Source organism: Halobacillus alkaliphilus (assembly GCF_900113125.1).
In the GTDB taxonomy this organism is placed as follows: Bacteria; Bacillota; Bacilli; order Bacillales; family Halobacillaceae; genus Halobacillus; species Halobacillus alkaliphilus.
Genome location: NZ_FOOG01000005.1, coordinates 77,975 through 100,866, shown reverse-complemented (window position 1 = coordinate 100,866; position 22,892 = coordinate 77,975). Strand labels below are relative to the sequence as shown.

The following is a 22,892-nucleotide window of genomic DNA, read 5'->3' as shown; positions in this document are numbered from 1 at the left end:
TAACTTACTGTAAATGAGACTGAAATAACGTGTTAATACGGTAAAGGAGAGGATTATTTCATAAAGAAAGCGCGGGGCCTGTCGGCTCCCGCGCGTCTCATTATCCGTGAAAGGATTTCTGCTGTTTAACGATATTTTCGACCAATTCGTAAACGTCATCACGCATATCTTCACGCTCCATTGCTACAGCAAGAGTCGTCTTAATAAAACCAAGCTGATCACCAACGTCGTAACGATCGCCTTTAAATTCATAACCATACACGGGCTGTTCCATATTTAGACGCTCGATTGCATCGGTCAGTTGAATCTCCCCGCCTGCTCCTACATCCTGTGTCTCAAGCATGTCCATAATCTCTGGAGTGAATACATAACGTCCGATGATAGCAAGGTCAGAAGGAGCTTCTTCAATGGAAGGCTTCTCCACAAAGTGCTCCACCTGGTAGCGGCGGCCCTCCTGGTTCTTTGGCGCGATGATTCCGTATCGATTTGTCTCATCGTGCGGAACTTTTTTCACGCCGATAACCGAAGAATGGGTTTCTTCAAATTGGTCCATCAATTGTTTCAAGCAAGGTACATCAGAGCGGACGATATCGTCACCAAGAAGAACGGCAAAAGGGTCGTCACCTATAAACTTGCGCGCACACCAGATAGCGTGTCCTAGTCCCTTAGGTTCTTTTTGACGAATATAGTGAATATCCACATGCGCAGACTGTTTTACCTTTTCAAGAAGGTCAATCTTCCCTTTTTTATATAAGTTTTCTTCAAGCTCAAATGCATGATCAAAGTGATCCTCAATGGCTCTTTTACCTTTCCCTGTAACGATAATAATATCTTCTATACCTGACTCGATCGCTTCTTCCACAATATACTGAATTGTCGGCTTATCTACAACAGGAAGCATTTCTTTAGGCATCGCTTTCGTCGCAGGCAGGAACCTTGTTCCCAGTCCTGCTGCAGGAATAATCGCTTTTTTCACTTTCACTGTTTGGTCACCGCCTTATTAATTGTGTTCACTACCTTCATCATAGCAAACATTCATATAAAAAGGTAGTTCGTCCCTTTTACTCTTATGTTTTAAAAAAGAGCCTTTTTAAAAAGGCTCCTTTCCTAAGATGCATCCATTTTGGATCGCAAGAACGAGTTAATGAATTTATCAAGATCGCCGTCCATAACTCCCTGTGTATTTCCAACATCCACATTTGTCCTATGATCTTTGACCATGGAATAAGGATGAAACACATACGAACGAATTTGGCTTCCCCAGCCGATTTCCTTCTGTTCTCCTCGGATTTCATCCAGTTCCTGCTGCTGACGTTCGATTTCGAGCTGATAGAGTTTGGCTTTCAGCATTTTCATAGCCTGTTCACGGTTTTTTATCTGGGAACGTTCAGACTGACAAGTAACGACAGTATTTGTCGGCTGATGCGTAATTCTTACTGCGGAGTCCGTTGTATTTACGTGCTGACCTCCCGCGCCGCTGGAGCGGTAGGTGTCGATCTTCAAATCCTCTGTATTAATGTCAATATCAATTTCATCATTGAATTCTGGCATCACTTCGCAGGAGGCAAAGGAAGTATGACGACGTCCGGATGAGTCAAACGGGGAAATGCGCACGAGACGGTGTACCCCTTTTTCAGCCTTCAAATAACCGTAAGCGTTGTGGCCTTTAATTAACAAGGTTACACTTTTCACTCCGGCTTCATCGCCCGGAAGGTAATCCATAGTCTGTACAGAGAAACCTTTTCTTTCTGCCCAGCGCGTGTACATGCGGAGCAGCATGCTCGCCCAATCCTGAGATTCCGTGCCACCTGCGCCTGGATGGAGTTCAAGAATCGCATTATTTTTATCATAAGGTTCGCTTAAAAGAATGTTCAATTCAAACTGGTCCAGGTCTTTTTTTAATTGCTGAACCTGCTCAACTAAATCTTCCCGTAGGTCTTCATCATCTTCTTCTTTTACAAGTTCATAAGACACTTCAAGGTTTTCATGCGTTTCCTCGTGTTCTTCCAGGGTATGGACAAGGTTTTTCAGTCCATTTACTTCATCAATAACTTTCTGGGCCGTTTTTTGATCATTCCAAAATCCCGGCTCTGTCATTTCTTCTTCTAATTCAGCAATGCGGGTTTTTCTTTGATCAATGTCAAAGAGACCCCCTGAAGTCAGCTAGTCGTTCAGCTGTATTGTTTAACTCATGGCGTACATCGGCCATATCCATAATAATCACTCCTATAAATATCTACGTGCTTACTTTATTATTGCCTGGTCCTTAAGACAAGGGAAGACACTCTCTTTTGAGAGTGCCTTACTCCTTATTTTCCGTGACAGTTTTTATATTTTTTACCGCTTCCGCAAGGACATGGATCATTTCGACCTACATTGTCTGCTTTCACGTACGGCGTGCGCTTTTTGCTCTCTTTGCTTTCTTCTCCATCGCTGGAAACAGCTTTTGCTCCCTCTGCTACTTCCTCACGTTGCAGATTGTTACGGATTTGCGCTTTCATCACGTAACGAGCAACTTCCTCGTCAATTTTTCCAACCATCGTTTCAAACATGCTGAAACCTTCAAACTGATATTCACGAAGCGGGTCATTTTGCCCGTATGCACGAAGATGAATCCCCTGGCGAAGCTGATCCATTTGATCAATGTGATCCATCCACTTCTGGTCGACAGTGCGAAGAAGAATAACTTTTTCAAATTCACGCATTTGCTCTTCCGTCAACTCTTCTTCTTTTTCATCGTAGCGCATTTTAACTTTTTCAAGTATCAGTTCTTTCATTTCTTCCGGATCTTTACCTTTCAGATCCTTCACAGTAACGTCGCCTTCTTCCAGAAGATTGGCACGCATATATTCAACAATTGCTTCAAGTTCCCAGTTCTCCTCTTCTTCCTCACTGGTATGAACTTGTACATTCTGCTCCACGGTACGTTCAATCATTTGTTCAATGATGGAACGCAGATTATCCGAGGTAAGCACATCATAACGCTGTTTATAAATAACTTCACGCTGCTGGCGAAGCACATCGTCATAGGAAAGGATCGTTTTACGAGCATCAAAGTTGTTACCCTCAACACGCTTCTGCGCTGATTCTACAGCACGGGAAATCATTTTACTTTCGATAGGCTGCGAATCATCCATACCCAGACGGTCCATCATGCTGCGAATATTATCAGAGGCGAACCTGCGCATCAATTCGTCATCCGTAGCCAGGTAAAACTGCGACATACCTGGATCCCCTTGACGACCGGAACGACCACGCAGCTGATTGTCGATTCGGCGGGATTCGTGACGCTCAGTACCGATGACGGCCAGTCCACCTGCTTCGACCACTCCATCTCCAAGTTTTATGTCGGTACCACGACCGGCCATATTGGTAGCAATGGTTACGGCACCTCTTTGACCAGCATTCTCGATAATTTCCGCCTCACGAAAGTGATTTTTGGCGTTCAGGACATTGTGTGGAACACCGGCTTTATTCAAATACCTCGAAATGATTTCCGAAGTTTCCACGGCTACCGTACCAACAAGTACCGGCTGTCCTTTTTCATGACGTTCTTTAATATCTTCGACAACCGCTTTAAACTTTCCATCTGATGTTTTATAAACAAGGTCCGCTTTATCATCACGAATGATTTCACGGTTTGTCGGAATTACAATGACGCGCATATTGTAAATGTTCAAGAATTCTTCTTCTTCCGTCTTGGCTGTACCTGTCATTCCGGAAAGCTTCTCGTACATACGGAATAAGTTTTGGAACGTGATAGATGCAAGTGTCATGCTTTCATTCTGGATCTCAAGGCCCTCTTTAGCCTCAATCGCCTGATGCAACCCGTCACTATAACGGCGTCCTTTCATAAGGCGTCCAGTGAATTGGTCAACAATAACTACTTCTCCTTCATCGACCACATAATCGGTGTCCCGGTGCATAGACGTGTGAGCTTTTAAAGCCTGGTTAATATGATGAATCAGCGAGACATTAGAAAGATCGAATAGATTTTCGATCTTGAAAAAGCGCTCGGCCTTGTTGATTCCCTCTTCTGTAAGCTGCACGTTTTTTGTTTTCTCATCATATGTGAAGTCCTCTTCCTGCTCCAGTAAACGTACAAAAGAGTTAGCAGATTGGTATAAATCGGCTGACTTAGATGCCGTACCTGAAATGATTAAGGGAGTACGTGCTTCATCAATAAGAATCGAGTCTACTTCATCAATGATAGCGAAGTGAAGCGGCCTTTGCACCATCTGCTCTTTATAAAGCACCATGTTGTCACGCAGATAATCAAAACCGAACTCATTGTTCGTCCCATAAGTAATATCTGCTAGATAAGCTTCACGCTTTTCATCTTTGGACATCCCATTCAAATTCAATCCCACGGTCAATCCTAAGAAACTGAAGAGCTCTCCCATCTCTTTAGCATCACGACTCGCCAGGTAATCGTTGACCGTAATGATGTGAACGCCTTTTTCTGTAAGAGCGTTTAAATAAGCAGGCATGGTAGAAGCAAGTGTTTTACCTTCACCTGTTTTCATTTCGGCTATATTCCCTTCATGCAGCGCGATTGCACCGTCGAGCTGTACTTTAAACGGACGCATGCCAAGCACACGTTTGGAGCCTTCGCGAACGACTGCGAAGGCTTCTACTAATAAATCATCTAGTTTTTCACCATTTTGATATCTTTCTTTAAATTCATCAGTTTTCTGACGCAATTCCTCGTCGGAAAGCTTTTCATATTCAGTTTCTAATGCGTCGATATCCTCAGCGGTTTTATCGAGACGCTTCAATTGACGTGAGTTACCATCGCCAAATATTTTCTTTAAAGTTCCTAGCATTGCAACCGCTCCTCTATTGGTTTCGAATCTTCGGTTGGTTAGTTTAATCCATATATTATCATAACACTAAGAGAAGCTGACTGACAATAAAGTACATACCCATGATGAACGTTTTGTGAGGGGGCTTTAGGTGTTATTAAGATGGAGCAAATGAAACTATTAGGACGAAGCCGTAAAAGGGGATCGGTGCTCCCGTATAAACTGATGTTCGACACCAAGCTGTCGCTGATAAAGTTCATGTACCCGACGATTAGTTGCACCAATAATATCCACTAGTTGAGCAATCGTTTCTTCTTGTTGTCTCAGACGCTGATATAAAAAATCACAATCATGACTAGAGTCAGTAGCTTTCATTGATTTTCCTCCTGAAGGTTGAGTTCATAGTCTTTTTATATCATGAAGAGTCAAAAGGAGCGAATGCTCAAATTTAAATTTTTCGAGCTTTGGAAAGAAGATAAACGGGTTTTATGTAGAGAAAAACTTATAAACAGGCATGAATCCTGCGGAAATGTTTAGTATTTCATTCATTTAAAAAGCACCCCTGTTAGAAAGGGGTGCTTTGTCATTTAATCTCAAGTTTCAATAAGGCCATAACGTCCGTCACGGCGTTTATATACAATGTTTGTTTCATCAGTATTCGCATTTGTAAAAACGTAGAAATTATGTCCCAGCATGTCCATTTGCAGGGCAGCTTCTTCACTGTCCATTGGTTTCAGGTCAAAACGTTTCGTTTTTACAATTTGAATATCAAAATCGCTGCTTTCTTCTTCTTTCAACTGCTCCTGCTGAGCTTCACGTTCCAGTTCAGCAAATACATGTTTTGGAGCACCTTCCTGGCGGAACTTACGGTTTACCTTCGTTTTATGCTTACGAATTTGACGTTCCAATTTATCAACCACAAGGTCGATGGCAGCATATAAATCTGTATTGTGTTCCTCAGCACGAAGAAGCAAGTTCTTCATTGGAATTGTGACCTCGATTGTCTGCTCATCATTATAGACACTTAAGTTTACGTGAACCTCAGAAGATGGTGGATTATCAAAGTAGCGCTCCAGTTTGCCCACCTTTTTCTCCACATAATCCTTAATAGAATCTGTCACTTCTAGGTTCTCACCACGAATGGTATATTGTAGCATAAGAAGTGTCCTCCTTTCATCCTTATGTGATATATATTCTATCATACCCTGACCCTTTCCTGCATAAACTATCTAAAAATTTTGTCATTTTTGTGTCGGTAATTGTTGGAAAAGCTGTCACCCCGCACTAAATGCGCTTTTCAGGATGAATATTGTCTGAGCATGCCGACTCTAAGGGAAGATAGAAAACGTATTCTCGTACAAGACTTTTCTTTAATGCACAATGTATGGTTTCACATAGGATTGCATTTGACTTCTCCAGCTCTCAAAGGCCGGTACTACCTTTTCTACAAGCAACTGACGTTTCTCCTCATTCGTTTCAAGCTCAAACCACTGCTGCAATAGCTTCACGACATCATGGAAGTCCCCAATTAATGTAATCAGATTTATGTCTTCATTAAAAAGAGCAACCATCTGTTCGTGACTAGTACTAGCCTTATCAAGGGCCAGCAGCACATCTTGAAACACTTGCTGCACTTCTGGCAGAGCTTCTTTTTTTATGTTCTTTTCTAAGTATTCCAATGCATCACTGATGGTATTTAATAATTGATCATACTCAAATAATAATTGATGCTGTTCGACTGTTAGTTCTGACAAAAAATCACCTGCTACTTTTTATGGTCTACATACATTCCATCATAATTCGACACACTTTGGTAGGGATTTGCGTATCTTTGTTTGGAAGACTTCTGCTTTTTCATATTACGCATGTCCCGTTTTAGACCATCAAAAAGAAACTCAAGCTTCTGATTAATCTTGATATCCTTTTGTAGAACGTCAGCTATCAGCGCCCGCTCCCCCTCACTTTCAGGCTGAGGCAGTTTATGCAGGAGAGCAGATCTCTCAGCTAAAATTTCTTCGACATACGCTACTATTTCACCCCGATTTTTTTCTGTGACCGTCTGGTGAACTTTTTCCTCTAACTCTTGGGTGAGGTCATAAAACTGTTTCCATACGGTCACTACGCTCTGCCGCCCTGACCCTGCTGAACACGTCTCGTCTGAAGAATTACTTCTTTCCATGTATCACGAAATTCTTCGGTAAGTCCTTGGACCTCCTCGAGAATTTCCAAATCATTAGTTATATTAGCCTCCATTAAGCGACGATTCATATAATCGTATAGGGGCATGATGTCTTTCGCAACCTCGTAATCCTGATCCATAGTCACCATCAGCTCGCGAATGATTTTCTGTGCTTTTTGGATATTCGTGTTTTTCCTTTCTATTTCATGATTCTCAATTGCTTTTTTCGCCGTCTTAATAAACTTTAAGCATCCATTGTACAGCATCAAAGTAAGCTCTCCCTGAGAAGCCGTTTCTACTGAATTATTTTGATAGGCCTGAATAGACATCTAACCATCACTCCTCTTTATATAAATCAACCAAAGTTCTGCATTAAATAGGCGGATTGTGAATTCATCTTCTGGATCGCTGATTCCATTGCACCGAATTGCGCCCAATAGCGGTCCTCAATTTGTGTCAATCGTTCCTCGAACCGTTTCATTTGATCGTCCATATCTTTGATACGGCGCCCCAACAAGAAATTATTATCTAAAGTTGTCGATTTACCGGCTTTTCTTTCAATGGACGATATCGTTTCTTCGATACTGTTTTCAATACGGCGGGCGACCCCTGGTTTTTCTTCCGTACCTGCAAAAAGTTTATGTACGGATTCCGGATCAGTAGTAAGAGCTTTGCGAAGCTCATCTTCATTGATTAATAGCTTTCCACCTTCCCGATAATTGGAAGAGGTTGTAATGCCAATTTCCGACATCATTTGGAAGTTTCCATCGTTATCGACAGGTGTGTACCAATTGGTGCGCATACTGCTTAAACCATTTTCTAAAACAGAATCGTTTCTAAGTACCCCACTTTTTGCTTTTTCGTTCCAAAGCTCAATTTCTTTTTCTTCCATATCTTCCTTTTGCTTATCTGTAAGGGGAGCAAAATCCCTATATTTCTTTTCTTCTGTTTTTCCATTCATTTCTTCAATGATTTTATTGTATTTATCGACGAATTCAACGATCTTATCCACGGCTTGACTAACATCATTCTTTACATTCACTTTGATATTTCCATCCGTTACATCGTTAAACGTAAAGTTCACACCGTTTAAAGTGTAATTATTCGAATGTGATGTAATATTCAGCCCGTTATTATATGTGAACTCTGCATCTGTACCGCCTCTCTCTGCTTTCTTCCAAGTACCGGTAGAGTTATCCCCATTTTTAATCCCGAGAGTCGTAGATAGAAACTCATCCGAGCCATTAAAACCAATTTCTGCCCCAAGAAACTCTCCGCTATTCTCAGGATTAAAATTACCTGTTTCTGTTCTTTCGATCATGACTTTATCCGCACTTTTATCATAAAAAGCCCGCACGCCTAAGTCTGAATCGCTGATCTCCGAGAGAATATGATTAAGAGATTTATCTCCTGTTACTTCAAATGTCTTCTCGTTTTTGGTTCCATCTTCATTGTAAGTGGTAACAGAAAAAGACTGACCCAGAGTTAAATTATTTTTCAAGTTTCCTTGCTCAGTACTCAGCTTTGCATCCGGATCAAATGATGCACCCACTTTACTAATCGTACTTTCACTATAGTTATAAGCTGCGGTGGCTGTTTTTTCGACACTAAGGGTATAATCCCCTGTGCCTGCTGAAGCACTGGCCGTAGCTGTAACAGCTGAATTGGAGGATGTTACATTTTTTGAATTAAATGTTCGTTCAAGCTTCATATCAAAAGCGAGTGTATCTAGTTCATTCAACTGTTTATTAACATCGCGATAGGCATCGCGCTGCCAGGTCATCCACTTTTTATCTTGTTCCATTTTATTTAGCGGCTGCCGCTCCGCGCGCATAAGATCATTAATGATCTTATCCGTATCCATACCAGACGCCAGTCCGCCGATTCTCATATCACTCATATGTTCACCTACTTATATTTTGTGATGTACTATTATTTCAAGAGATAATGTCATCGCCTCGAGCATTTTACAGGGCGAATAATCTCTCACCAGGCTGGAAAGTGGAGCTTTGCTTGAAAATGTTAGCGAGGCGAATGACCGGGCACGTCCGCCTACATCAACTCCTGGATTGGTTTCTTACTATATCGGTAATTCCTATTCAGAGATGAAGTGAAAACAGAAAAATCCCATCAAGTAAGAATGGGATTTTCTCTCTTTCCGCTATTTGAAATGATAACTCATCTGCTTCTAATAAAAGCTGCTATGAATCGAGGTGACATAGGGAACACCTACTCCGAAATCTTTTAGCTGAACTGCGGTCTTAAAAAGGAAGCACGAAATGTCTGAACGGTGTTAACCAATGTAAGGTTATAACCTAGCTACTTACAAGCCATTAAGCGCCAGAAATGTTTTGACTATTTATTATTCTTTTCATCTTTCAACATATCTAAAAGACTCTTCGTTAAAGTAGCCGCTTCGGTATTCTCTTCTTGAATGGACGCATAAATTTCCTGACGATGGATGCTTACATTTCGAGGAGCGTCAATACCCACCTTTACTTGACCGCCTTCTACGGAGACAATCTTGATCTCTATATCGTCTCCAATACGGATCGACTCTCCTGCTTTTCGATTAAGGATTAACACGGCGGTCACCGCCTTCCTGACCGTTAACCAATAAATGCCTTGTTTGATAGCTCTGGTCGTTAAGAATCAACTGTTTTGATTTTCTATTTTTCAAGTTAATAATTACAGGAGCCTGCAAGTTCATTGTCGAATCTTTAAAAGGATCGTGCAAGGTCAGAACGTTATAAACAAGCACATCATCCGGACTTGTTAATCCAAGCTCCTGCTTCGTATTTTCATCTACGTCAAAGGCGTAATCTTTAAAAAATATGTAAGGACTTGAGACAATTAAGGCGACTCCAGCTGCTTCAACCGACTGCAGAGCAAAATAAACAGCTGAGTCGTCAACAGGGATTAATGCATACGTTTTATACATTTCAAAACCTGGCAGCCCATTGTGGAATTTCAACAGCCTGGTTTCATCAACTTCTATATGACCAAAGTGTTTCGTTGCGATCTTCATGCTTATCCATCCTTTGTTCTAAACTTTCCAATCAATTTTCATATCGGCGTGCTGTTCTAAATTCACTTCTACTTTCCCAGGTTGATAGGATAAATCGGGGGCTCGCTTAACCGTTTGAATTTTGGGATGGTTGAATTCAATTGTGATAGATGCAGGAGCAGGATCATATTGAATATCAACCAGGTCAAAAGCCGGCCGTCCCCCCGGGATCATGGAAAAATCAAACTGCGCATTCTGTGCAGCATGAGTGGCAATGGGATCACCTTTATTCTCAATTCGCATGAGTTCATCGCCTTCCTGCGCAGTTCTGGAGATTCCATCCATCCCAATTTGCTGAGCTTTTGCAGCTGTTTCTTCGGTCCGTGTGAAAATACTCTTTAATCCAATATTGTTCCACGCTTTCGTCTGATCAATAGTCAACTTCCCAGAACGCTGCTGAATACTTACATCCGCTTCTGACTGTTCAATCGTCTGCTCGGCCTTATACTGGCGGATAGTTTGCGCAGCTGGGCTGCTTACAATACCCAGCCGGGCTTGAGTAGTTTGAATTTGCAGCTTAGGAATCGACATTGAGCACCTCCACTATTTAAAAATAGAGCGGACATCAAACGACCCCACAAATGTGGGGTCAAATTCATCTCAGAAAGTCCATCAGTGTAGGTTGAATGATTCGGGACCCAACACCCAGTGCCGCCCTGTGGATGCTTTCCTGAGTCTTTAAATTCGTTATGACTTTTTCAATATCCGCATCTTCATTATTAGAAATCATTTTACTAGCCGTGACTTCCTGGCTTTCCAGGCGGTCCTCGATCAGATCAACTCGGTTCATCCGGGCACCAAGGTCAGCACGTTCATTCACAATCTGATTGATTTTGTTATCGAATACAGCGATATAGCCATCCAGCTTATTTGAGCCAGTTTCCAAATCCGCTGCAAAAGCTTCAAGATCGTTGAAAAGCCCCTGGTCGAAAACGGGCTGCGGATTTACATTCGCTTGTATCCGAACGCCTTCAGATACGCCGATCTCGACTTTACTCATACTACTGTTTATCGTGAAGATCTCAGAATCTACAGGCTCTTCAGTCGTATTGGCTCCGTTAAATATGTACTTATCGTTCACTTTTGTATTCGCGATATCTGCCATATGCTCTTTCAACTGACGGACTTCCTTGGCGATATTTGCTTTCTGCTCGGTGTCGTATGTACCGTTACTTGCTTGTACCGTTAATTCTCGAACACGCTGCATCGCCTGTGTCGCTTTGTCTAGAGAAGAATCACTGCTGTCCATCCAGTTATGAACCTCGCCGATATTCCGTTTGTACTGTTGAACTTCTGAGAGCTGAGACCGGTAATTAATGCCCTTCATGGAAACCACAGGGTCATCGGAAGGCTTAGTGATTTTTTTGCCTGTTGTAAGCTGCTCCTGGTATTTACCCATTTGTCCATAGCTTTGGCTAAGATTACGAAGCATATTGTTTGAAAGCATATTTTGTGTCACACGCATAGTTCACCCCTACCTCCCTACTCGCCCCATTTGATTAATAACACGGTCAATCATCTCGTCTACCACGGTTATGTTACGAGCTGCTGCGTTATATGCATGTTGAAACTTTACCATATTCGTCATTTCTTCATCCAAAGAGACTGAACTAACTGACTGACGCTGTTCCTCAACTGATTGCTTCAGCGTTCCGGAATTTCCCGCCATACGCTGAATTTCCTGAGTTTCGACAGCCATGCCTCCAATCATTGATTCATAAAAACTGTTTAGGGAGGTATCCCCGCCTAGCAGCTCAAGATTATTCTCCTGTACGTCTCCAAGAGCGAGCGCATTATCTCCGTTACCAGCCAGCGGTTCTGAACTACTTGCGGCAGCAATATGACCGTTATCCTTTTTTATTTCGTTCGTTAAATCAATTGCCCCAGCTAATCCTTCACGGATGCCATCTGCATTCACCGTTGTGGATCCATAAGAAAAGAAAGCTGGCGGCGTATTTCCCGTATTAATCGAATTTAGACTGGCTCCACTTGTTTGAACAGCATTGAATTCAGTTGCAAAAGCCGTAGCCATCTGATCAAGATCTCCCAGCATTCCTTGATAGATCCCCCGTTCCACTCCTTCCTCATCCTTATATCCTCCTGCTTCAATCAGACCTTTAAGCTTGCCCGGTGAGGCAAATTCCTCTGGGGCATAAGACGTGGCTCCCACTTGAATAGACTGAGCCAGCCCCGTATCGTCAGCCGTGTAAGAAACTGATAATTGATTAACTGAGTTGCTCACGCCATCAAGCAGTTGCGAAGCCGGGGAAAGCTTCTGCCCGCTTCCGTTCATTAAGGTAATTGATGCTTTCCCCATAGCTAAAGGACTGGCAGAAGAAGGAGGTTCTTCATAAGACACGCCAATATTTACGTGTCCTGACAGCTGATCGATCAGCCGGTCGCGTTCATCATATAGATCATTCGCTACATAGCCATGGGGCTCCAGTTCAGCAATCTGTTTATTTACATTATTTATTTGAGAAGCAAGAGAATTGATCTCCTTCGTAGTAACATTTACTTCATTTTTTACATCAAGCTGCATGGTATGGATTGTATTGGATAAGTAATTGAATGTCTCTGCTACGGCCTTTCCCCGCTGTCTGACGACTGAACGTGCCCCCGAGTCTTCGGGATTAACAGACAGATCCTGTAGCGACTGCCAGAAACGGTCCATAGTTTTAGCTAAGCCATTTTCAGAAGGCTCATTCATCACTTCCTCCATACGTTCCATCGAGCTTGCCATTACACTATAGTAGCCGGAACGATTATTTTCTCCACGGTACTGATCATCTAAGAATTGAGTACGGACACGTTCAATATTTTGAGCCTGCACCCCTGTACCCATCTGACCAGGTATTTCTGCGCGGTTTCTGGACGCAGCCGGGTAGGGTCCGGTTTGTTCAAAATTAACACGCTGCCGCGTATAGCCTTCTGTATTCGCGTTCGATATATTATGACCAGTGGTGTAAAGAGCGGACTGTTGAGTGAATAGCCCCCGTTTAGCTACTTCAAGTCCATGGAAAGTAGATACCATGATAATTCTCCTCTGTGTTAGGCTTTTGAATCAAAGGTGGATCGCTTCGATTTATCGTTTCTTGTAGGAGCTGATTTCCCCCCATAATTGACACTTTCAAGTGAGGGCTGAAGCATATCAAGCGACATGTTAATAAATTGCAGCGACTGTTTCGTCAGCTGGGCGTTCAGCTGCTCCTGCTGCTTGAGGCTTGAAAGCACAAGAATCATCTCTTCATAAATGTCCTGCAGCTTTACTTGAGAATCTCCTTCAAGATTAGCAATCATGTTGGAAATGGTCGGTTCGTATGTAGAGAGGCCCTGAGCCTCGCTCCAGGAAACAACAGCTTCACCACGTTGCTTTTCCACTTTGTTTATGGCCTGCACGTGTTTCCTCTCTTGAGTAAGCAGCTGCTGTAAACTATTGGTGTTATTCGACTTCAGGGCTTCTGTTTTTTCCCGGGATAAAACAAGCAGGCTTTCATGCAATTGCTTCAAATGATCCATGCACTGGATGACTGATTTTAACGTCAATGCCATTCTCCTTTAGTTTTTGTTCGACCAGAAGTTCAGCATATTTTTTGCCGTTTCTTTTGGATCGGACTTATAATTTCCGGATTCGACTTTTATTTTAAGCTCTTCAATCATCTTTTGGCGGACAGGGTCTGTTTTTTCCGCACTTTGCATTTGTTTCGCCTGACTTGAAATTTCGACTTTATCCTGCGGCTTGATCTGGTTTTTCACTTCAGCCGGTTTGTTTACTTGCTTTGTATAAGGATTAAAATTTGTTTGGTTCGGTCCATTAATTCTCATTCCGCTCACCTCTTTTCGTAAATAATAACGATGGTTTCTTTTAATATCGTCTGGATGACCCAGCATTTAAATCCATCTTATTATTTATTTTTTACCGAGTAATAAGTCCTTTTCTCTTTAAAGTTTTTCTTGCTATCAAGTACCTTATTGCTTTCGTGGCGCTTCAATCCTTTTGTTATCTCCTGTTTACATCTTTCGCAAATACGACCGTCTTGAATAGGTCTTTCGCACTTCTCACACGGATAACTAATATTCGGAAACTGAGCTGGATGTAATCGCTTTTGCTTTACAAATTCCCTAATCTGCTTTTCAGAAACCCTCGTAGCGACTTCAATTTCTGCAACTGATGCCATCCGATTCTGCTTTTTGCGCATAAATTCATAAACCTTTTGATAATTTTGTTCTTCTTTGTTTCTGCATTGGTTACAAACTGTGACACTTCCTGATAAAAAAAGAGCACTACAACGCGGACAATTAGCTAAATTCCCCATAACGTCGCCCTCCTATTCGATATCTATTTCTTATATCGGCATCGAATCTCGAAGTCAAAGGATCTTATACTAAATAATTAACGAAATATAGTAAACGACGTCACGGCCGGGCACCCCGCTTGTTTTAAGAGAGATGCCGCGTGTCTCACGGTAGTGCCTGTGGTGTAAATGTCATCCACAAGCATAACGGGCTGACGCACAGATTGGATAAGTTTAAATGGATTATTAGATGTAATGCGTGCGTACCTTCCTTTTTTAGATTGCTTTTCTGAATTTCTTCTTTCGAGCAATGAGTGGGGCCTTTGATTAAGTAAATCAATGATAGCTTCAGACTGATTAAAGCCACGCTCATAAGAACGCTCTTCACTTAATGGAATTGGAGCAATAATGTAGTCTGAATTCCTCATTCTACTAAAATGTTCCACAACATGCCATTGCAATGCTTCCAATAAAATATAATCGCCTCGATATTTCCAGCGGGCTACGAAATCTTTGGCAAATTCATTGTATTGGAACACAGAGGTATTTTTGGCTAGCAGGCCAGGATGGGTCTGCTCCCACCATTGACAGTCCTCACATACACCTTTTTCACCTTCTCGAAAACAGAGGGGGCACCCTGGTTTAAGAGGTTGAAACATAGACCTACAGACGATGCAAAGTACTTCTTTTTCCGGCAAGCTCCAGAAATTGGTCCACGTTATTTTAGGGATGGTCTCCTCGTGACAAATCAGACACCTCACAACTTCTCTCCCAACCGATTCATTTTCATAATCGATTCACGAGCATCCAGCAGCGGATTTGTTTTTCCTGTATGAAAAAAGATAACTTCTCCATAAGGATCATCGGGACTTCTCCCCGCCCGACCTGCAATCTGAACAAGTGCAGCTTCATCAAACACCGAATGCCCCGCATCCACAACGTACACATCCACGGAAGGAAAGGTAACGCCACGTTCTAAAATAGTCGTAGTAACCAGAATCGGATAGTGCTTCTTTCGAAAAGCCATGACTTTGTCAGCCCGCTTTGGGTCTTCCGCATGAACGGATTCCACAATCATCTTCCACTTCCTCAGATATTCAGCTATCTGATCAGCTTGTTTGACTGATGGCATAAAAATAAGCAACTGTCGATTGGATTGTTGTTGCTGTTTAATTTTTTCAAGTAAACTTGGCGGAATCTTTCCGCGTTTCAAATGGTGAAATAAACTTGGGGTCAACTTAAGCTTGGGGACAGGCAGTGGATGACCGTGGAAACGCTTCGGGATGAAAACCACTGGAAGGGTTTTGTTACGAATACGTTTGTGCTGAGCTTTTCTAGGTGTCGCGGTAAGGTAAATAAGAGAGGAATCTATTTTGGCCGCACGCTTTGAAGCGTAGTGTAGCGCAGGATCCTGATGAAAGGGAAACGCGTCAATTTCATCAATAATCATCACATCAAAAGCATGTGCAAAGCGAAGAAGCTGGTGGGTGGTTGCAATAAGAAACTGAGCAGCTCCTTGTTTATTCGGACTGTCTCCATATAATGCTTCTATCTCAACATTCGGAAAGGCAGCTTTCAGACGGGGCAGCAATTCTCGTACCACGTCAGTTCGAGGGGTAGCAAGACACACCCGCTTTCCAGAGGAGAAAGCTTCCGTCAGTCCCGGGAACAGCATTTCGGTTTTTCCAGCACCGCAAACCGCCCAGATCAGCTTTTCCCCTTTCCCTAGTTGAATCACATTCCTTATTTCATCAGCAGCTGTTTGCTGAGAAAAGGTTAATTCTCCTTTCCAGGCGCATGGATTTTCAAACCTGGGCCATGCCACATTTGGACTGCCGAAGTACAAAGGTTCACATTCCGTAACTCGCCCCATTTGAATACAACAGCGGCAGTAAACACAGTCTTTTCCACAGGCAGCATGAGGGATTTCAGCGAATAGGTGCTGTTCCTTATTTCCGCACCGGCGGCAGCGAAAGCCCCAGAAGTGGTGCTCCAGACCAGAAACTTTTATTAGTACGTTTTGTGATAGAGCAGAAATAAGATGAGGTTCATCAAGAGGGATTTCATAATGCAGCAGGAGTTTACCGGCAAGTTGAGGATAGTAGTGAGGTGTTACTAGATCGGGGAGCCAATCAAAATCATCAGAAAAATAAGTACGCAGAGTTTGCAGCATTCTTTCACCATCCTAATATAAAAGTAGAGCCTGCTTGAGTCTCACAAACAGGCTCTACTTCAGGCTTGACGGTACCACCCAAGTCCAACTGCCCCCTCACCGAGATGCGTGCCGATAACTGGACCAAAATAGCTGACTTCAACCTTTACATTTTCAAACTGCTGTTCAATTTCCTGCTTAATCTGTTTAGCTTCATCCAGCCGATTAGCATGAATAATGCAGGCTTTATAAATTCCGCCTTCTTCAATAGATTCTTCAAACAAGGTTAAGATACGCTTAAGAGCTTTTTTTCTGGTACGGATTTTTTCAAAAGGAACAATTTTTGTATCTACAAAATGGAGGACAGGCTTTACTTGCAGCAGACTGCCTACAAACGCCTGAGCTCCGTTCAACCGGCCTCCGCGGTGTAAATGCGTAAGATCGTCCACCATAAAGTAAGCTTTCATTGACTTCTTCATAATCTCAAGGCGGTTAAGAATTTGCTCTGGAGTCGCTCCATTACTAGCAAGATCGGCAGCTTCAAGAGCATAAAAACCCTGCATAAGACAACTTATTTCAGAGTCAAATACATGAACGTCAATCCCTTCCACCATATCACCAGCTGCTATCATCCCTTGATAAGTGCCGCTGATGCCGCTTGAAAGATGAATTGCTAACACGGCATCGTAATCACGGGCAAGCTCCTCCAGCTTCTCAGTCATTAAGCCGATCGACGGCTGTGAGGTTTTCGGCAGTTCACCGCCTTCTTTCACCATATCGTAAAAATCATCCGCATTTATATCAATCTCTTCTTGGTAGGATTCATGACCAAAAATCACGTTCAACGGTATCATATGTATGTCGTTGGCTCTGCGCGTATCTCTCTTAAGATAAGCCGTACTATCTGTAAGAACCGCTGTTTTCATGTAATCCAACTCCTTGTCTACTGTGTATTATCAAGCTTTATATGTATCTTACTATATAAAAGTATTTATCTATTATTTTACATGAACCCTCACTCAATTGCACCAATAAAGTAGAAATAAGCTGATAGGTGAACTGGTAAAAGCAGGGACCTCAGGTCATCCAAATTATGGATGACCTGAGGTCCCTATTTTACCTATTCTTCATTTAAAAAAGCTGCCGGCCTTAGCCAGCAGCTATAATATTTATAATAATGTGATTAGATAACCTCAACCCAGCCATTTTTAATTGCTGTTACAACCGCTTGGGTACGATCGTTTACGTTCATCTTCTGCAAGATATTGCTCACATGGTTTTTTACGGTTTTTTCACTGATATAAAGGGATTCGGCAACTCCGCGATTGCTGTTTCCGTCCGCCAGAAGCTGTAGCACTTCGCATTCACGACGGGTAAGCAGATGGAGCGGCTTGCGGTATTCAATCGTACGGTAAGCACTGCTGCCTTTATTTTCAGACAGACGACGATATTCTGCGACCAGATTGTGGGTCACTTTTGGATGCAGATAAGAGCCGCCTTCTCCAACCACTTTAATTGCTTCAATAAGCGCATCTGAATCCATTTCTTTTAGCAAGTACCCTTGTGCCCCTGTTTTAAGTGCATGGGTTACGTAGTTTTCATCATCATGAATAGATAAAATAATGACCTTTAAGTCTGGATTTCTCTTAGTAATTTCCGCTGTAGCTTCGACCCCATTCATGCTTGGCATGTTAATATCCATCAGGACCACATCCGGCATATATTCATCAATCAACTGGAGAGCTGAACTGCCATCGTCTCCCTCTGCCACAACTTCAAAACTTGTTTCAAAGTCTAAAATTCTCTTTACACCTTCACGGAATAACTTATGGTCATCAATCAGGACTATTCGTGTCGTCATGATCTTTTCCTCCTATTTCCTTTACATTCACTGGATTTTTCTGCATCCCTATCCTATAGGTCTTTGTAATCTTTTTTTGTCTCTTTTGTCTCTTTTTATCTCTAATTACCTGTATATCGTTGTACCCTAATCCTAACCTCTATTATAAACGATTCACGCCATTTTACATAGTTATTCCTGTAATTAACTATTTATTGGAATATGAATCGTGACAATGGTCCCCTCTCCGGGGCTTGAATCAATGGTCAGATCCCCATCCAGCATATCCACGCGCTCACGCATGCCTACTAAGCCAAATGATTTATCTTTCTTAGATTTAGGATCAAAACCTTTTCCATCATCTTTTATGATAATCATGGCCGAACCTGCTTTTAATTCTGTCTTTACCTGGATTAAAGAAGCACTTGCATGTTTGACAGCATTCTGAACCGCTTCCTGAATCAGCCGAAACAACGCAACTTCAAATTTAGACTCAAAGCGCCGTTCTTCACCGAATAAAGTAAATGAAATTTCCAAATCATTATAATCCTCTACCGTAGCTAAATACTTTTTCAACGTCGGAATTATCCCTAAATCGTCAAGCGCCATGGGACGAAGATCATATATGATACGGCGGACTTCGTAAAGTGCGGAACGAACCATAGTACGAACACTTCTTATTTCTTTCATAGCTTCCTCAACGCCTCTTTCCCGGTAAATCCGGTCCACGAGGTCTGAACGAAGCATCACATTCGCAAGCATCTGGGCAGGCCCATCATGAATTTCTCTGGATAACCGCCGTCGTTCCTCTTCTTGAGCTTCAATAATCTGCAGACCGAATTGCTGTTTTTCCTTTGCATCTTCAAGCGCATCGGTGACATGCTTAAAATCTTCAGTCAAATAGTTCAGCACGACAGATATTTTTCCGCCCAGCGCTTCGGCACGTCCAATCGTTTCATCCAAATTCCTAAGGCGCCTTTCTAAATCGTCACGACGATTGCGCAGCTGCTTTTCCTTCTCGCGTTTCATCGATAAGTCCATCTGCAACCCGTGAGTTTGTTCGTAGACTTTACGTATTTCATCTTCTGAATATTTCTGAAATTGTTTACTCACTTCTGACAAGCGCATACGGGAGAAACGTACTTTCTGCTCCAGTTTGTCTCCCTCATCTATAAGAGAACAAACCTCTCGTTTCGTTTCCTTCAGCTCTTTATCCAGTTTTTCATATTCATTTCGGGATTCTTCACCAATTTGAAAAATTTCATCTTTACTATTAGTGACAGTATCCACCATTTCATGAATGATATGGTCAAGTGCTTTGTCCCCAAATTTCTTTTCGCTCATCATTGTCCCTCCATCAATATTCACACACTCATTCGTTAGGCCTAAGCCGTTTTATGGGGGTGTTTAATTATAAAGTTACTTTTATTTTTCTTTTTTTGATAAAACAACATCCCATTTGCTGAATCACGTCCCCGTCTATATAATTAAGACTTTAGGAGGTTTAACACATTATGTTAGAAAATTATTATACCGTAAAGCCGAATGGATCTGAAGAAGTGACCATACAAAAATCCCGTTTCATTGGATACGTACGACGCTGTGAAACGGAAGAAGAAGCCCAATCATTTATTCAGGAGATTAAGAAGAAACATAATGACGCGAACCACAACTGTTCAGCATATATGATTGGCGAACACGATTTAATACAAAAAGCAAACGACGACGGGGAACCAAGTGGTACCGCCGGTGTTCCTATGCTCGAAGTGTTAAAGCGAAAAGGATTAAAAGATACGGCTGTCGTGGTCACGCGCTACTTCGGCGGTACCAAACTTGGGGCTGGCGGATTAATTCGCGCATATTCCGGCACAGTTTCTCAAGCTATTGAAAAAACAGGCATTGTTCGACGACAGCTTATGAAATCTATGCACGTGAGTGTAGCTTATAACTTGCTTGGAAAAGTAGAAAATGAAGTACGCAACTCTTCCTATACGCTAGAAACGATTAATTACATGGAAAATGTGGAATTAATAATATATGTAGAAAGTGGGCAGGAAGAAGCTTTTGAAAGCTGGATAACTAATTTAACCAGTAATCAAGCTCAACTAACCCGGGGAGATTCATCTTATGTAGAATTTGATGTCAAACCTAGCGAAGGAGCTTGACCCCGTTTATGAAACGCAAAAAACTGAAGATTGCCTTAAGTATAGTTGGCTTTATTCTGTTAATCAGCATTGGTACTGCCGCTGGCTATGCCATTTATTTAACTGATAAAGTCAAGCAAACGGCAACGGAGTCCCACCAGGAACTCGACCGAGGAGGAAAATCCGAAAAGAGGCAAAGTGAAGTAAACCCTGAATATGATGACATCTCCGTATTATTCGTAGGAATTGATGACAGTGAAAAAAGATCTACCGGCGGCAATCGTAATGCTTTGTCGGATGCACTCGTCCTTGCAACTTTTAACGATAATAAAAAATCGATAAAAATGGTGAGTATTCCGAGGGACTCTTACACGTACATTCCCGAAATCGGCTATAAAGATAAAATCACTCATGCTCATGCCTTTGGTGGGATCGATGCAACAGTAGAAACTGTGGAAAAAATGTTTGATATTCCTGTAGATTATTATGTGAGACTCAATTTTAATTCATTTATTGAAGTGGTTAACTCCATCGGTGGTATCACTTATGATGTCCCCTTTGATATTACTGAACAAAATAGCGCCGACAAAGACGGAGCCATTGAATTGGAAAAAGGTTATCAAAAGTTGAATGGTGAGGAAGCCCTGGCTCTCGCCAGAACAAGAAAATATGACAGCGATCTAGCACGCGGGCAGCGACAAATGGAATTAATTCAGGAAATTGCACGTCAAACGATGACGACAAGCTCACTTAATAACTTCGGTGATATTCTCAACTCCATCAACGACAATTTAAAAACAAATTTAACATTCGAAGAAATGATTTCCTTTAAGGACTATTTCTTTGATAAACAAGGGTTGACCTTTGATAAGATGCAGTTGAATGGTGAAGGAGGAAAAGTGGACGGAGTCTGGTATTATCAGGTGAAAGAAGACAGCCTGTCCAATGCAAAAGACCAGCTGCAAGCTCACTTGAATTTACCTTCCAAAAATGATAAAAATTCCAATGCCTTCGCTGAAGAAAAAGAAAACGAAGACAATTCTACGTAAAAACCTGCTTTATCGATAAAGCAGTTTTTTTGCTGTCTTTTGACTGAACATTTCCTGGGAAATATTCAGTTACTGTCGAAAATTATGAATAGCGAAAAAAACTCTACGGAGAAGGTGCCCCTTCCCTGTAGAGTCTCCTAATTACCTACGTGTACGGTAATCACGAATCATATTGAGGATTGGTTTATAATCTTTCCCAATCAATCCGGTCATCTCGACGATTAATTCAATCATCAGAATAAGGGCTGCCATTACAAACATTGCTCCAAACATTGTTGCCTGAGAAAAGATAACAGCTGCCAGACTAAACAGGGCACTAACAGCATAAATCATGAGTACCGTTTCTGGGTGACTGTATCCCAAATTAATCAAACAGTGATGTAGGTGCGATTTATCAGGTGCCGACAGCGGCTTTCGTTGAATCACTCTGCGGACAATGGCAAACAGCGTATCAGATATGGGTACACCGAGAATAATTACTGGAATAATGAAAGAGAATAGAGTTACATTTTTAAAGCCTAGAAGTGAGAGCACACTGATCATAAAACCGAGGAACAACGCCCCTGTGTCCCCCATGAAAATTTTGGCTGGATAGAAATTGTAGAAAAGAAAACCAATTGTGCTTCCTAACATCATAAACCCTGCAAATACGACAAACACATTTCCCATTGTTATGGCCATACCTGAGATCGTCAGTAAAGCAATTGCTGAAACCCCTGCAGCCAGGCCATCGAGTCCGTCGATCAAGTTAATCGCATTGGTTATTCCTACAATCCATAATATGGTGATTGGTATGCTTAAATATCCAAATTCCATTTCACCACCGAACGGGAGGTTAATGTACTCGACTTGTACACCTCCCATAACCACAACAATCGCGGCTACAATTTGGCCCCCAAGCTTTACTTTTGCAGAAAGCTCCTTTAGATCATCCAGGACACCGGTCGCAATGATGATACTGGCACCAATAAACACCGGCCAAGTATAACGACTTTCGGGGAAAAAGAACAATAGTCCTCCTGCAAAGCTTAAATAAATAGCCAGTCCACCCAGTCTGGGCATAACTACTTTATGAACTTTTCTGTGGTTCGGCTGATCAGTCGCTCCAATAGCAACAGCAATTTTTTTAACAACAGGTGTTATTAATAACGAAGCAATAAAACAGAACAACAAGGCCTTATACTCCATAAAGACCCTCCTCAGGTTTAGTATGTCCTCTCCCAAACAACATAAGCTGAAATAATTTTTCCATATTTTTTAGAATAAATGAGTGACTGTTATCTCATAATAATTCTAGATGATTATAGCACAAGAACCTCTGATCAGATATACATATTTCTTTAAATATTTGTTAGCCTATT

At 42.0% G+C, this 22,892-nt stretch carries 25 protein-coding genes; 2 read left to right on the top strand and 23 right to left on the bottom strand.

What is annotated here, in order from left to right; translation table 11 throughout:
- Positions 1-100 precede the first annotated feature (100 nt).
- The 22 genes from galU to BMZ06_RS04825 all read right to left on the bottom strand — a co-directional run bounded on the left by galU (position 101) and on the right by BMZ06_RS04825 (position 19,682).
- Positions 101-982: a UTP--glucose-1-phosphate uridylyltransferase GalU gene (galU, locus tag BMZ06_RS04930; protein WP_089750706.1), complete on the bottom strand. Its 882-nt coding sequence runs from the start codon at positions 980-982 to the stop codon at positions 101-103.
- A 125-nt stretch (positions 983-1,107) separates the two neighbouring features.
- Positions 1,108-2,215, bottom strand: a protein-coding gene (gene prfB / locus BMZ06_RS04925; RefSeq protein WP_139205801.1) for a peptide chain release factor 2 whose coding sequence is annotated in 2 segments (ribosomal slippage) — positions 1,108-2,142 and positions 2,144-2,215 — 1,107 coding nt in all. Because the reading frame shifts where the segments join, the coding sequence is not laid out codon by codon here.
- Positions 2,216-2,309: 94 nt separating this feature from the next.
- Positions 2,310-4,826, bottom strand: coding sequence for a preprotein translocase subunit SecA (gene secA, locus BMZ06_RS04920; protein ID WP_089750704.1), 2,517 nt, complete (start codon positions 4,824-4,826; stop codon positions 2,310-2,312).
- Positions 4,827-4,985: 159 nt separating this feature from the next.
- A complete protein-coding gene (locus BMZ06_RS04915) occupies positions 4,986-5,180 on the bottom strand; it encodes a hypothetical protein (RefSeq protein ID WP_089750702.1) in 195 nt (64 codons plus the stop codon).
- Between the two features lie 218 nt (positions 5,181-5,398).
- Positions 5,399-5,962 carry a ribosome hibernation-promoting factor, HPF/YfiA family gene (gene hpf, locus BMZ06_RS04910; RefSeq protein ID WP_014644304.1) on the bottom strand — a complete coding sequence of 188 codons (564 nt, stop codon included), beginning with the start codon at positions 5,960-5,962 and terminating at the stop codon, positions 5,399-5,401.
- Between the two features lie 213 nt (positions 5,963-6,175).
- Positions 6,176-6,559 (bottom strand): DUF8042 domain-containing protein, encoded by a 384-nt coding sequence (locus BMZ06_RS04905; protein ID WP_089750699.1) that lies wholly within the window; start codon positions 6,557-6,559, stop codon positions 6,176-6,178.
- A gap of 11 nt (positions 6,560-6,570) precedes the next feature.
- Positions 6,571-6,924, bottom strand: coding sequence for a flagellar protein FliT (fliT, locus tag BMZ06_RS04900; RefSeq protein ID WP_089750697.1), 354 nt, complete (start codon positions 6,922-6,924; stop codon positions 6,571-6,573).
- Positions 6,924-7,313 carry a flagellar export chaperone FliS gene (gene fliS / locus BMZ06_RS04895; protein WP_089750695.1) on the bottom strand — a complete coding sequence of 130 codons (390 nt, stop codon included), beginning with the start codon at positions 7,311-7,313 and terminating at the stop codon, positions 6,924-6,926. The genes fliT and fliS overlap by 1 nt, the downstream gene beginning before the upstream one ends.
- A gap of 26 nt (positions 7,314-7,339) precedes the next feature.
- On the bottom strand, positions 7,340-8,884 hold the full coding sequence (locus tag BMZ06_RS04890; protein ID WP_089750693.1) for a flagellar hook-associated protein 2: 1,545 nt from the start codon (positions 8,882-8,884) through the stop codon (positions 7,340-7,342).
- 455 nt (positions 8,885-9,339) lie between these two features.
- Positions 9,340-9,570 (bottom strand): carbon storage regulator CsrA, encoded by a 231-nt coding sequence (gene csrA, locus BMZ06_RS04885; protein ID WP_089750691.1) that lies wholly within the window; start codon positions 9,568-9,570, stop codon positions 9,340-9,342.
- Positions 9,557-10,012 carry a flagellar assembly protein FliW gene (gene fliW / locus BMZ06_RS04880; protein ID WP_089750689.1) on the bottom strand — a complete coding sequence of 152 codons (456 nt, stop codon included), beginning with the start codon at positions 10,010-10,012 and terminating at the stop codon, positions 9,557-9,559. Before fliW ends, csrA begins: the two co-directional genes overlap by 14 nt.
- A gap of 18 nt (positions 10,013-10,030) precedes the next feature.
- Complete coding sequence (locus tag BMZ06_RS04875; RefSeq protein ID WP_089750687.1) at positions 10,031-10,582, bottom strand: DUF6470 family protein; 552 nt, start codon at positions 10,580-10,582, stop codon at positions 10,031-10,033.
- A gap of 64 nt (positions 10,583-10,646) precedes the next feature.
- Positions 10,647-11,516: a flagellar hook-associated protein FlgL gene (gene flgL / locus BMZ06_RS04870; RefSeq protein ID WP_089750685.1), complete on the bottom strand. Its 870-nt coding sequence runs from the start codon at positions 11,514-11,516 to the stop codon at positions 10,647-10,649.
- A gap of 9 nt (positions 11,517-11,525) precedes the next feature.
- Positions 11,526-13,085 (bottom strand): flagellar hook-associated protein FlgK, encoded by a 1,560-nt coding sequence (gene flgK, locus BMZ06_RS04865; protein ID WP_089750683.1) that lies wholly within the window; start codon positions 13,083-13,085, stop codon positions 11,526-11,528.
- A gap of 17 nt (positions 13,086-13,102) precedes the next feature.
- Positions 13,103-13,603, bottom strand: a complete 501-nt coding sequence (locus tag BMZ06_RS04860; protein ID WP_245755956.1) for a flagellar protein FlgN — start codon at positions 13,601-13,603, stop codon at positions 13,103-13,105.
- 6 nt (positions 13,604-13,609) lie between these two features.
- Positions 13,610-13,876, bottom strand: coding sequence for a flagellar biosynthesis anti-sigma factor FlgM (gene flgM / locus BMZ06_RS04855; RefSeq protein WP_089750810.1), 267 nt, complete (start codon positions 13,874-13,876; stop codon positions 13,610-13,612).
- Positions 13,877-13,956: 80 nt separating this feature from the next.
- On the bottom strand, positions 13,957-14,367 hold the full coding sequence (locus tag BMZ06_RS04850) for a TIGR03826 family flagellar region protein (protein ID WP_089750679.1): 411 nt from the start codon (positions 14,365-14,367) through the stop codon (positions 13,957-13,959).
- Between the two features lie 77 nt (positions 14,368-14,444).
- Complete coding sequence (locus tag BMZ06_RS04845) at positions 14,445-15,107, bottom strand: ComF family protein (protein ID WP_089750677.1); 663 nt, start codon at positions 15,105-15,107, stop codon at positions 14,445-14,447.
- Complete coding sequence (locus tag BMZ06_RS04840; protein ID WP_089750675.1) at positions 15,104-16,519, bottom strand: ATP-dependent helicase ComFA; 1,416 nt, start codon at positions 16,517-16,519, stop codon at positions 15,104-15,106. Before BMZ06_RS04840 ends, BMZ06_RS04845 begins: the two co-directional genes overlap by 4 nt.
- A gap of 59 nt (positions 16,520-16,578) precedes the next feature.
- Positions 16,579-17,424, bottom strand: coding sequence for a DegV family protein (locus BMZ06_RS04835; RefSeq protein ID WP_089750673.1), 846 nt, complete (start codon positions 17,422-17,424; stop codon positions 16,579-16,581).
- Between the two features lie 257 nt (positions 17,425-17,681).
- Complete coding sequence (locus BMZ06_RS04830; protein WP_089750672.1) at positions 17,682-18,359, bottom strand: response regulator; 678 nt, start codon at positions 18,357-18,359, stop codon at positions 17,682-17,684.
- 183 nt (positions 18,360-18,542) lie between these two features.
- On the bottom strand, positions 18,543-19,682 hold the full coding sequence (locus BMZ06_RS04825; protein WP_175477801.1) for a sensor histidine kinase: 1,140 nt from the start codon (positions 19,680-19,682) through the stop codon (positions 18,543-18,545).
- 170 nt (positions 19,683-19,852) lie between these two features.
- On the opposite strand from BMZ06_RS04825, the gene BMZ06_RS04820 reads away from it, so the two are divergent.
- The gene (locus BMZ06_RS04820; protein ID WP_089750667.1) at positions 19,853-20,503 is read left to right on the top strand and encodes a YigZ family protein; all 651 of its coding nucleotides are present in this window, start codon (positions 19,853-19,855) and stop codon (positions 20,501-20,503) included.
- An 8-nt stretch (positions 20,504-20,511) separates the two neighbouring features.
- On the top strand, positions 20,512-21,531 hold the full coding sequence (locus tag BMZ06_RS04815) for an LCP family protein (protein ID WP_089750666.1): 1,020 nt from the start codon (positions 20,512-20,514) through the stop codon (positions 21,529-21,531).
- A 141-nt stretch (positions 21,532-21,672) separates the two neighbouring features.
- On the opposite strand, the gene BMZ06_RS04810 is transcribed toward BMZ06_RS04815, so the two are convergent.
- Positions 21,673-22,719 (bottom strand): glycosyltransferase family 4 protein, encoded by a 1,047-nt coding sequence (locus BMZ06_RS04810; RefSeq protein ID WP_014644325.1) that lies wholly within the window; start codon positions 22,717-22,719, stop codon positions 21,673-21,675.
- Between the last annotated feature and the right edge of the window lie 173 nt (positions 22,720-22,892).

Coding starts and splice junctions, on each gene's coding strand:
- BMZ06_RS04810 (WP_014644325.1), bottom strand. CDS start 22,719: ATGGAGTATAAGGCCTTGTTGTTCTGTTTTATTGCTTCGTTATTAATA.
- BMZ06_RS04835 (WP_089750673.1), bottom strand. CDS start 17,424: ATGAAAACAGCGGTTCTTACAGATAGTACGGCTTATCTTAAGAGAGAT.
- BMZ06_RS04840 (WP_089750675.1), bottom strand. CDS start 16,519: ATGCTGCAAACTCTGCGTACTTATTTTTCTGATGATTTTGATTGGCTC.
- BMZ06_RS04850 (WP_089750679.1), bottom strand. CDS start 14,367: ATGGGGAATTTAGCTAATTGTCCGCGTTGTAGTGCTCTTTTTTTATCA.
- flgL (WP_089750685.1), bottom strand. CDS start 11,516: ATGCGTGTGACACAAAATATGCTTTCAAACAATATGCTTCGTAATCTT.
- BMZ06_RS04875 (WP_089750687.1), bottom strand. CDS start 10,582: ATGTCGATTCCTAAGCTGCAAATTCAAACTACTCAAGCCCGGCTGGGT.
- fliS (WP_089750695.1), bottom strand. CDS start 7,313: ATGTCTATTCAGGCCTATCAAAATAATTCAGTAGAAACGGCTTCTCAG.
- BMZ06_RS04830 (WP_089750672.1), bottom strand. CDS start 18,359: ATGACGACACGAATAGTCCTGATTGATGACCATAAGTTATTCCGTGAA.
- BMZ06_RS04820 (WP_089750667.1), top strand. CDS start 19,853: ATGTTAGAAAATTATTATACCGTAAAGCCGAATGGATCTGAAGAAGTG.
- fliW (WP_089750689.1), bottom strand. CDS start 10,012: ATGAAGATCGCAACGAAACACTTTGGTCATATAGAAGTTGATGAAACC.
- BMZ06_RS04825 (WP_175477801.1), bottom strand. CDS start 19,682: ATGAGCGAAAAGAAATTTGGGGACAAAGCACTTGACCATATCATTCAT.
- flgK (WP_089750683.1), bottom strand. CDS start 13,085: ATGGTATCTACTTTCCATGGACTTGAAGTAGCTAAACGGGGGCTATTC.
- hpf (WP_014644304.1), bottom strand. CDS start 5,962: ATGCTACAATATACCATTCGTGGTGAGAACCTAGAAGTGACAGATTCT.
- flgM (WP_089750810.1), bottom strand. CDS start 13,876: ATGAGAATTAATGGACCGAACCAAACAAATTTTAATCCTTATACAAAG.
- secA (WP_089750704.1), bottom strand. CDS start 4,826: ATGCTAGGAACTTTAAAGAAAATATTTGGCGATGGTAACTCACGTCAA.
- BMZ06_RS04915 (WP_089750702.1), bottom strand. CDS start 5,180: ATGAAAGCTACTGACTCTAGTCATGATTGTGATTTTTTATATCAGCGT.
- BMZ06_RS04815 (WP_089750666.1), top strand. CDS start 20,512: ATGAAACGCAAAAAACTGAAGATTGCCTTAAGTATAGTTGGCTTTATT.
- BMZ06_RS04860 (WP_245755956.1), bottom strand. CDS start 13,603: ATGGCATTGACGTTAAAATCAGTCATCCAGTGCATGGATCATTTGAAG.
- BMZ06_RS04890 (WP_089750693.1), bottom strand. CDS start 8,884: ATGAGTGATATGAGAATCGGCGGACTGGCGTCTGGTATGGATACGGAT.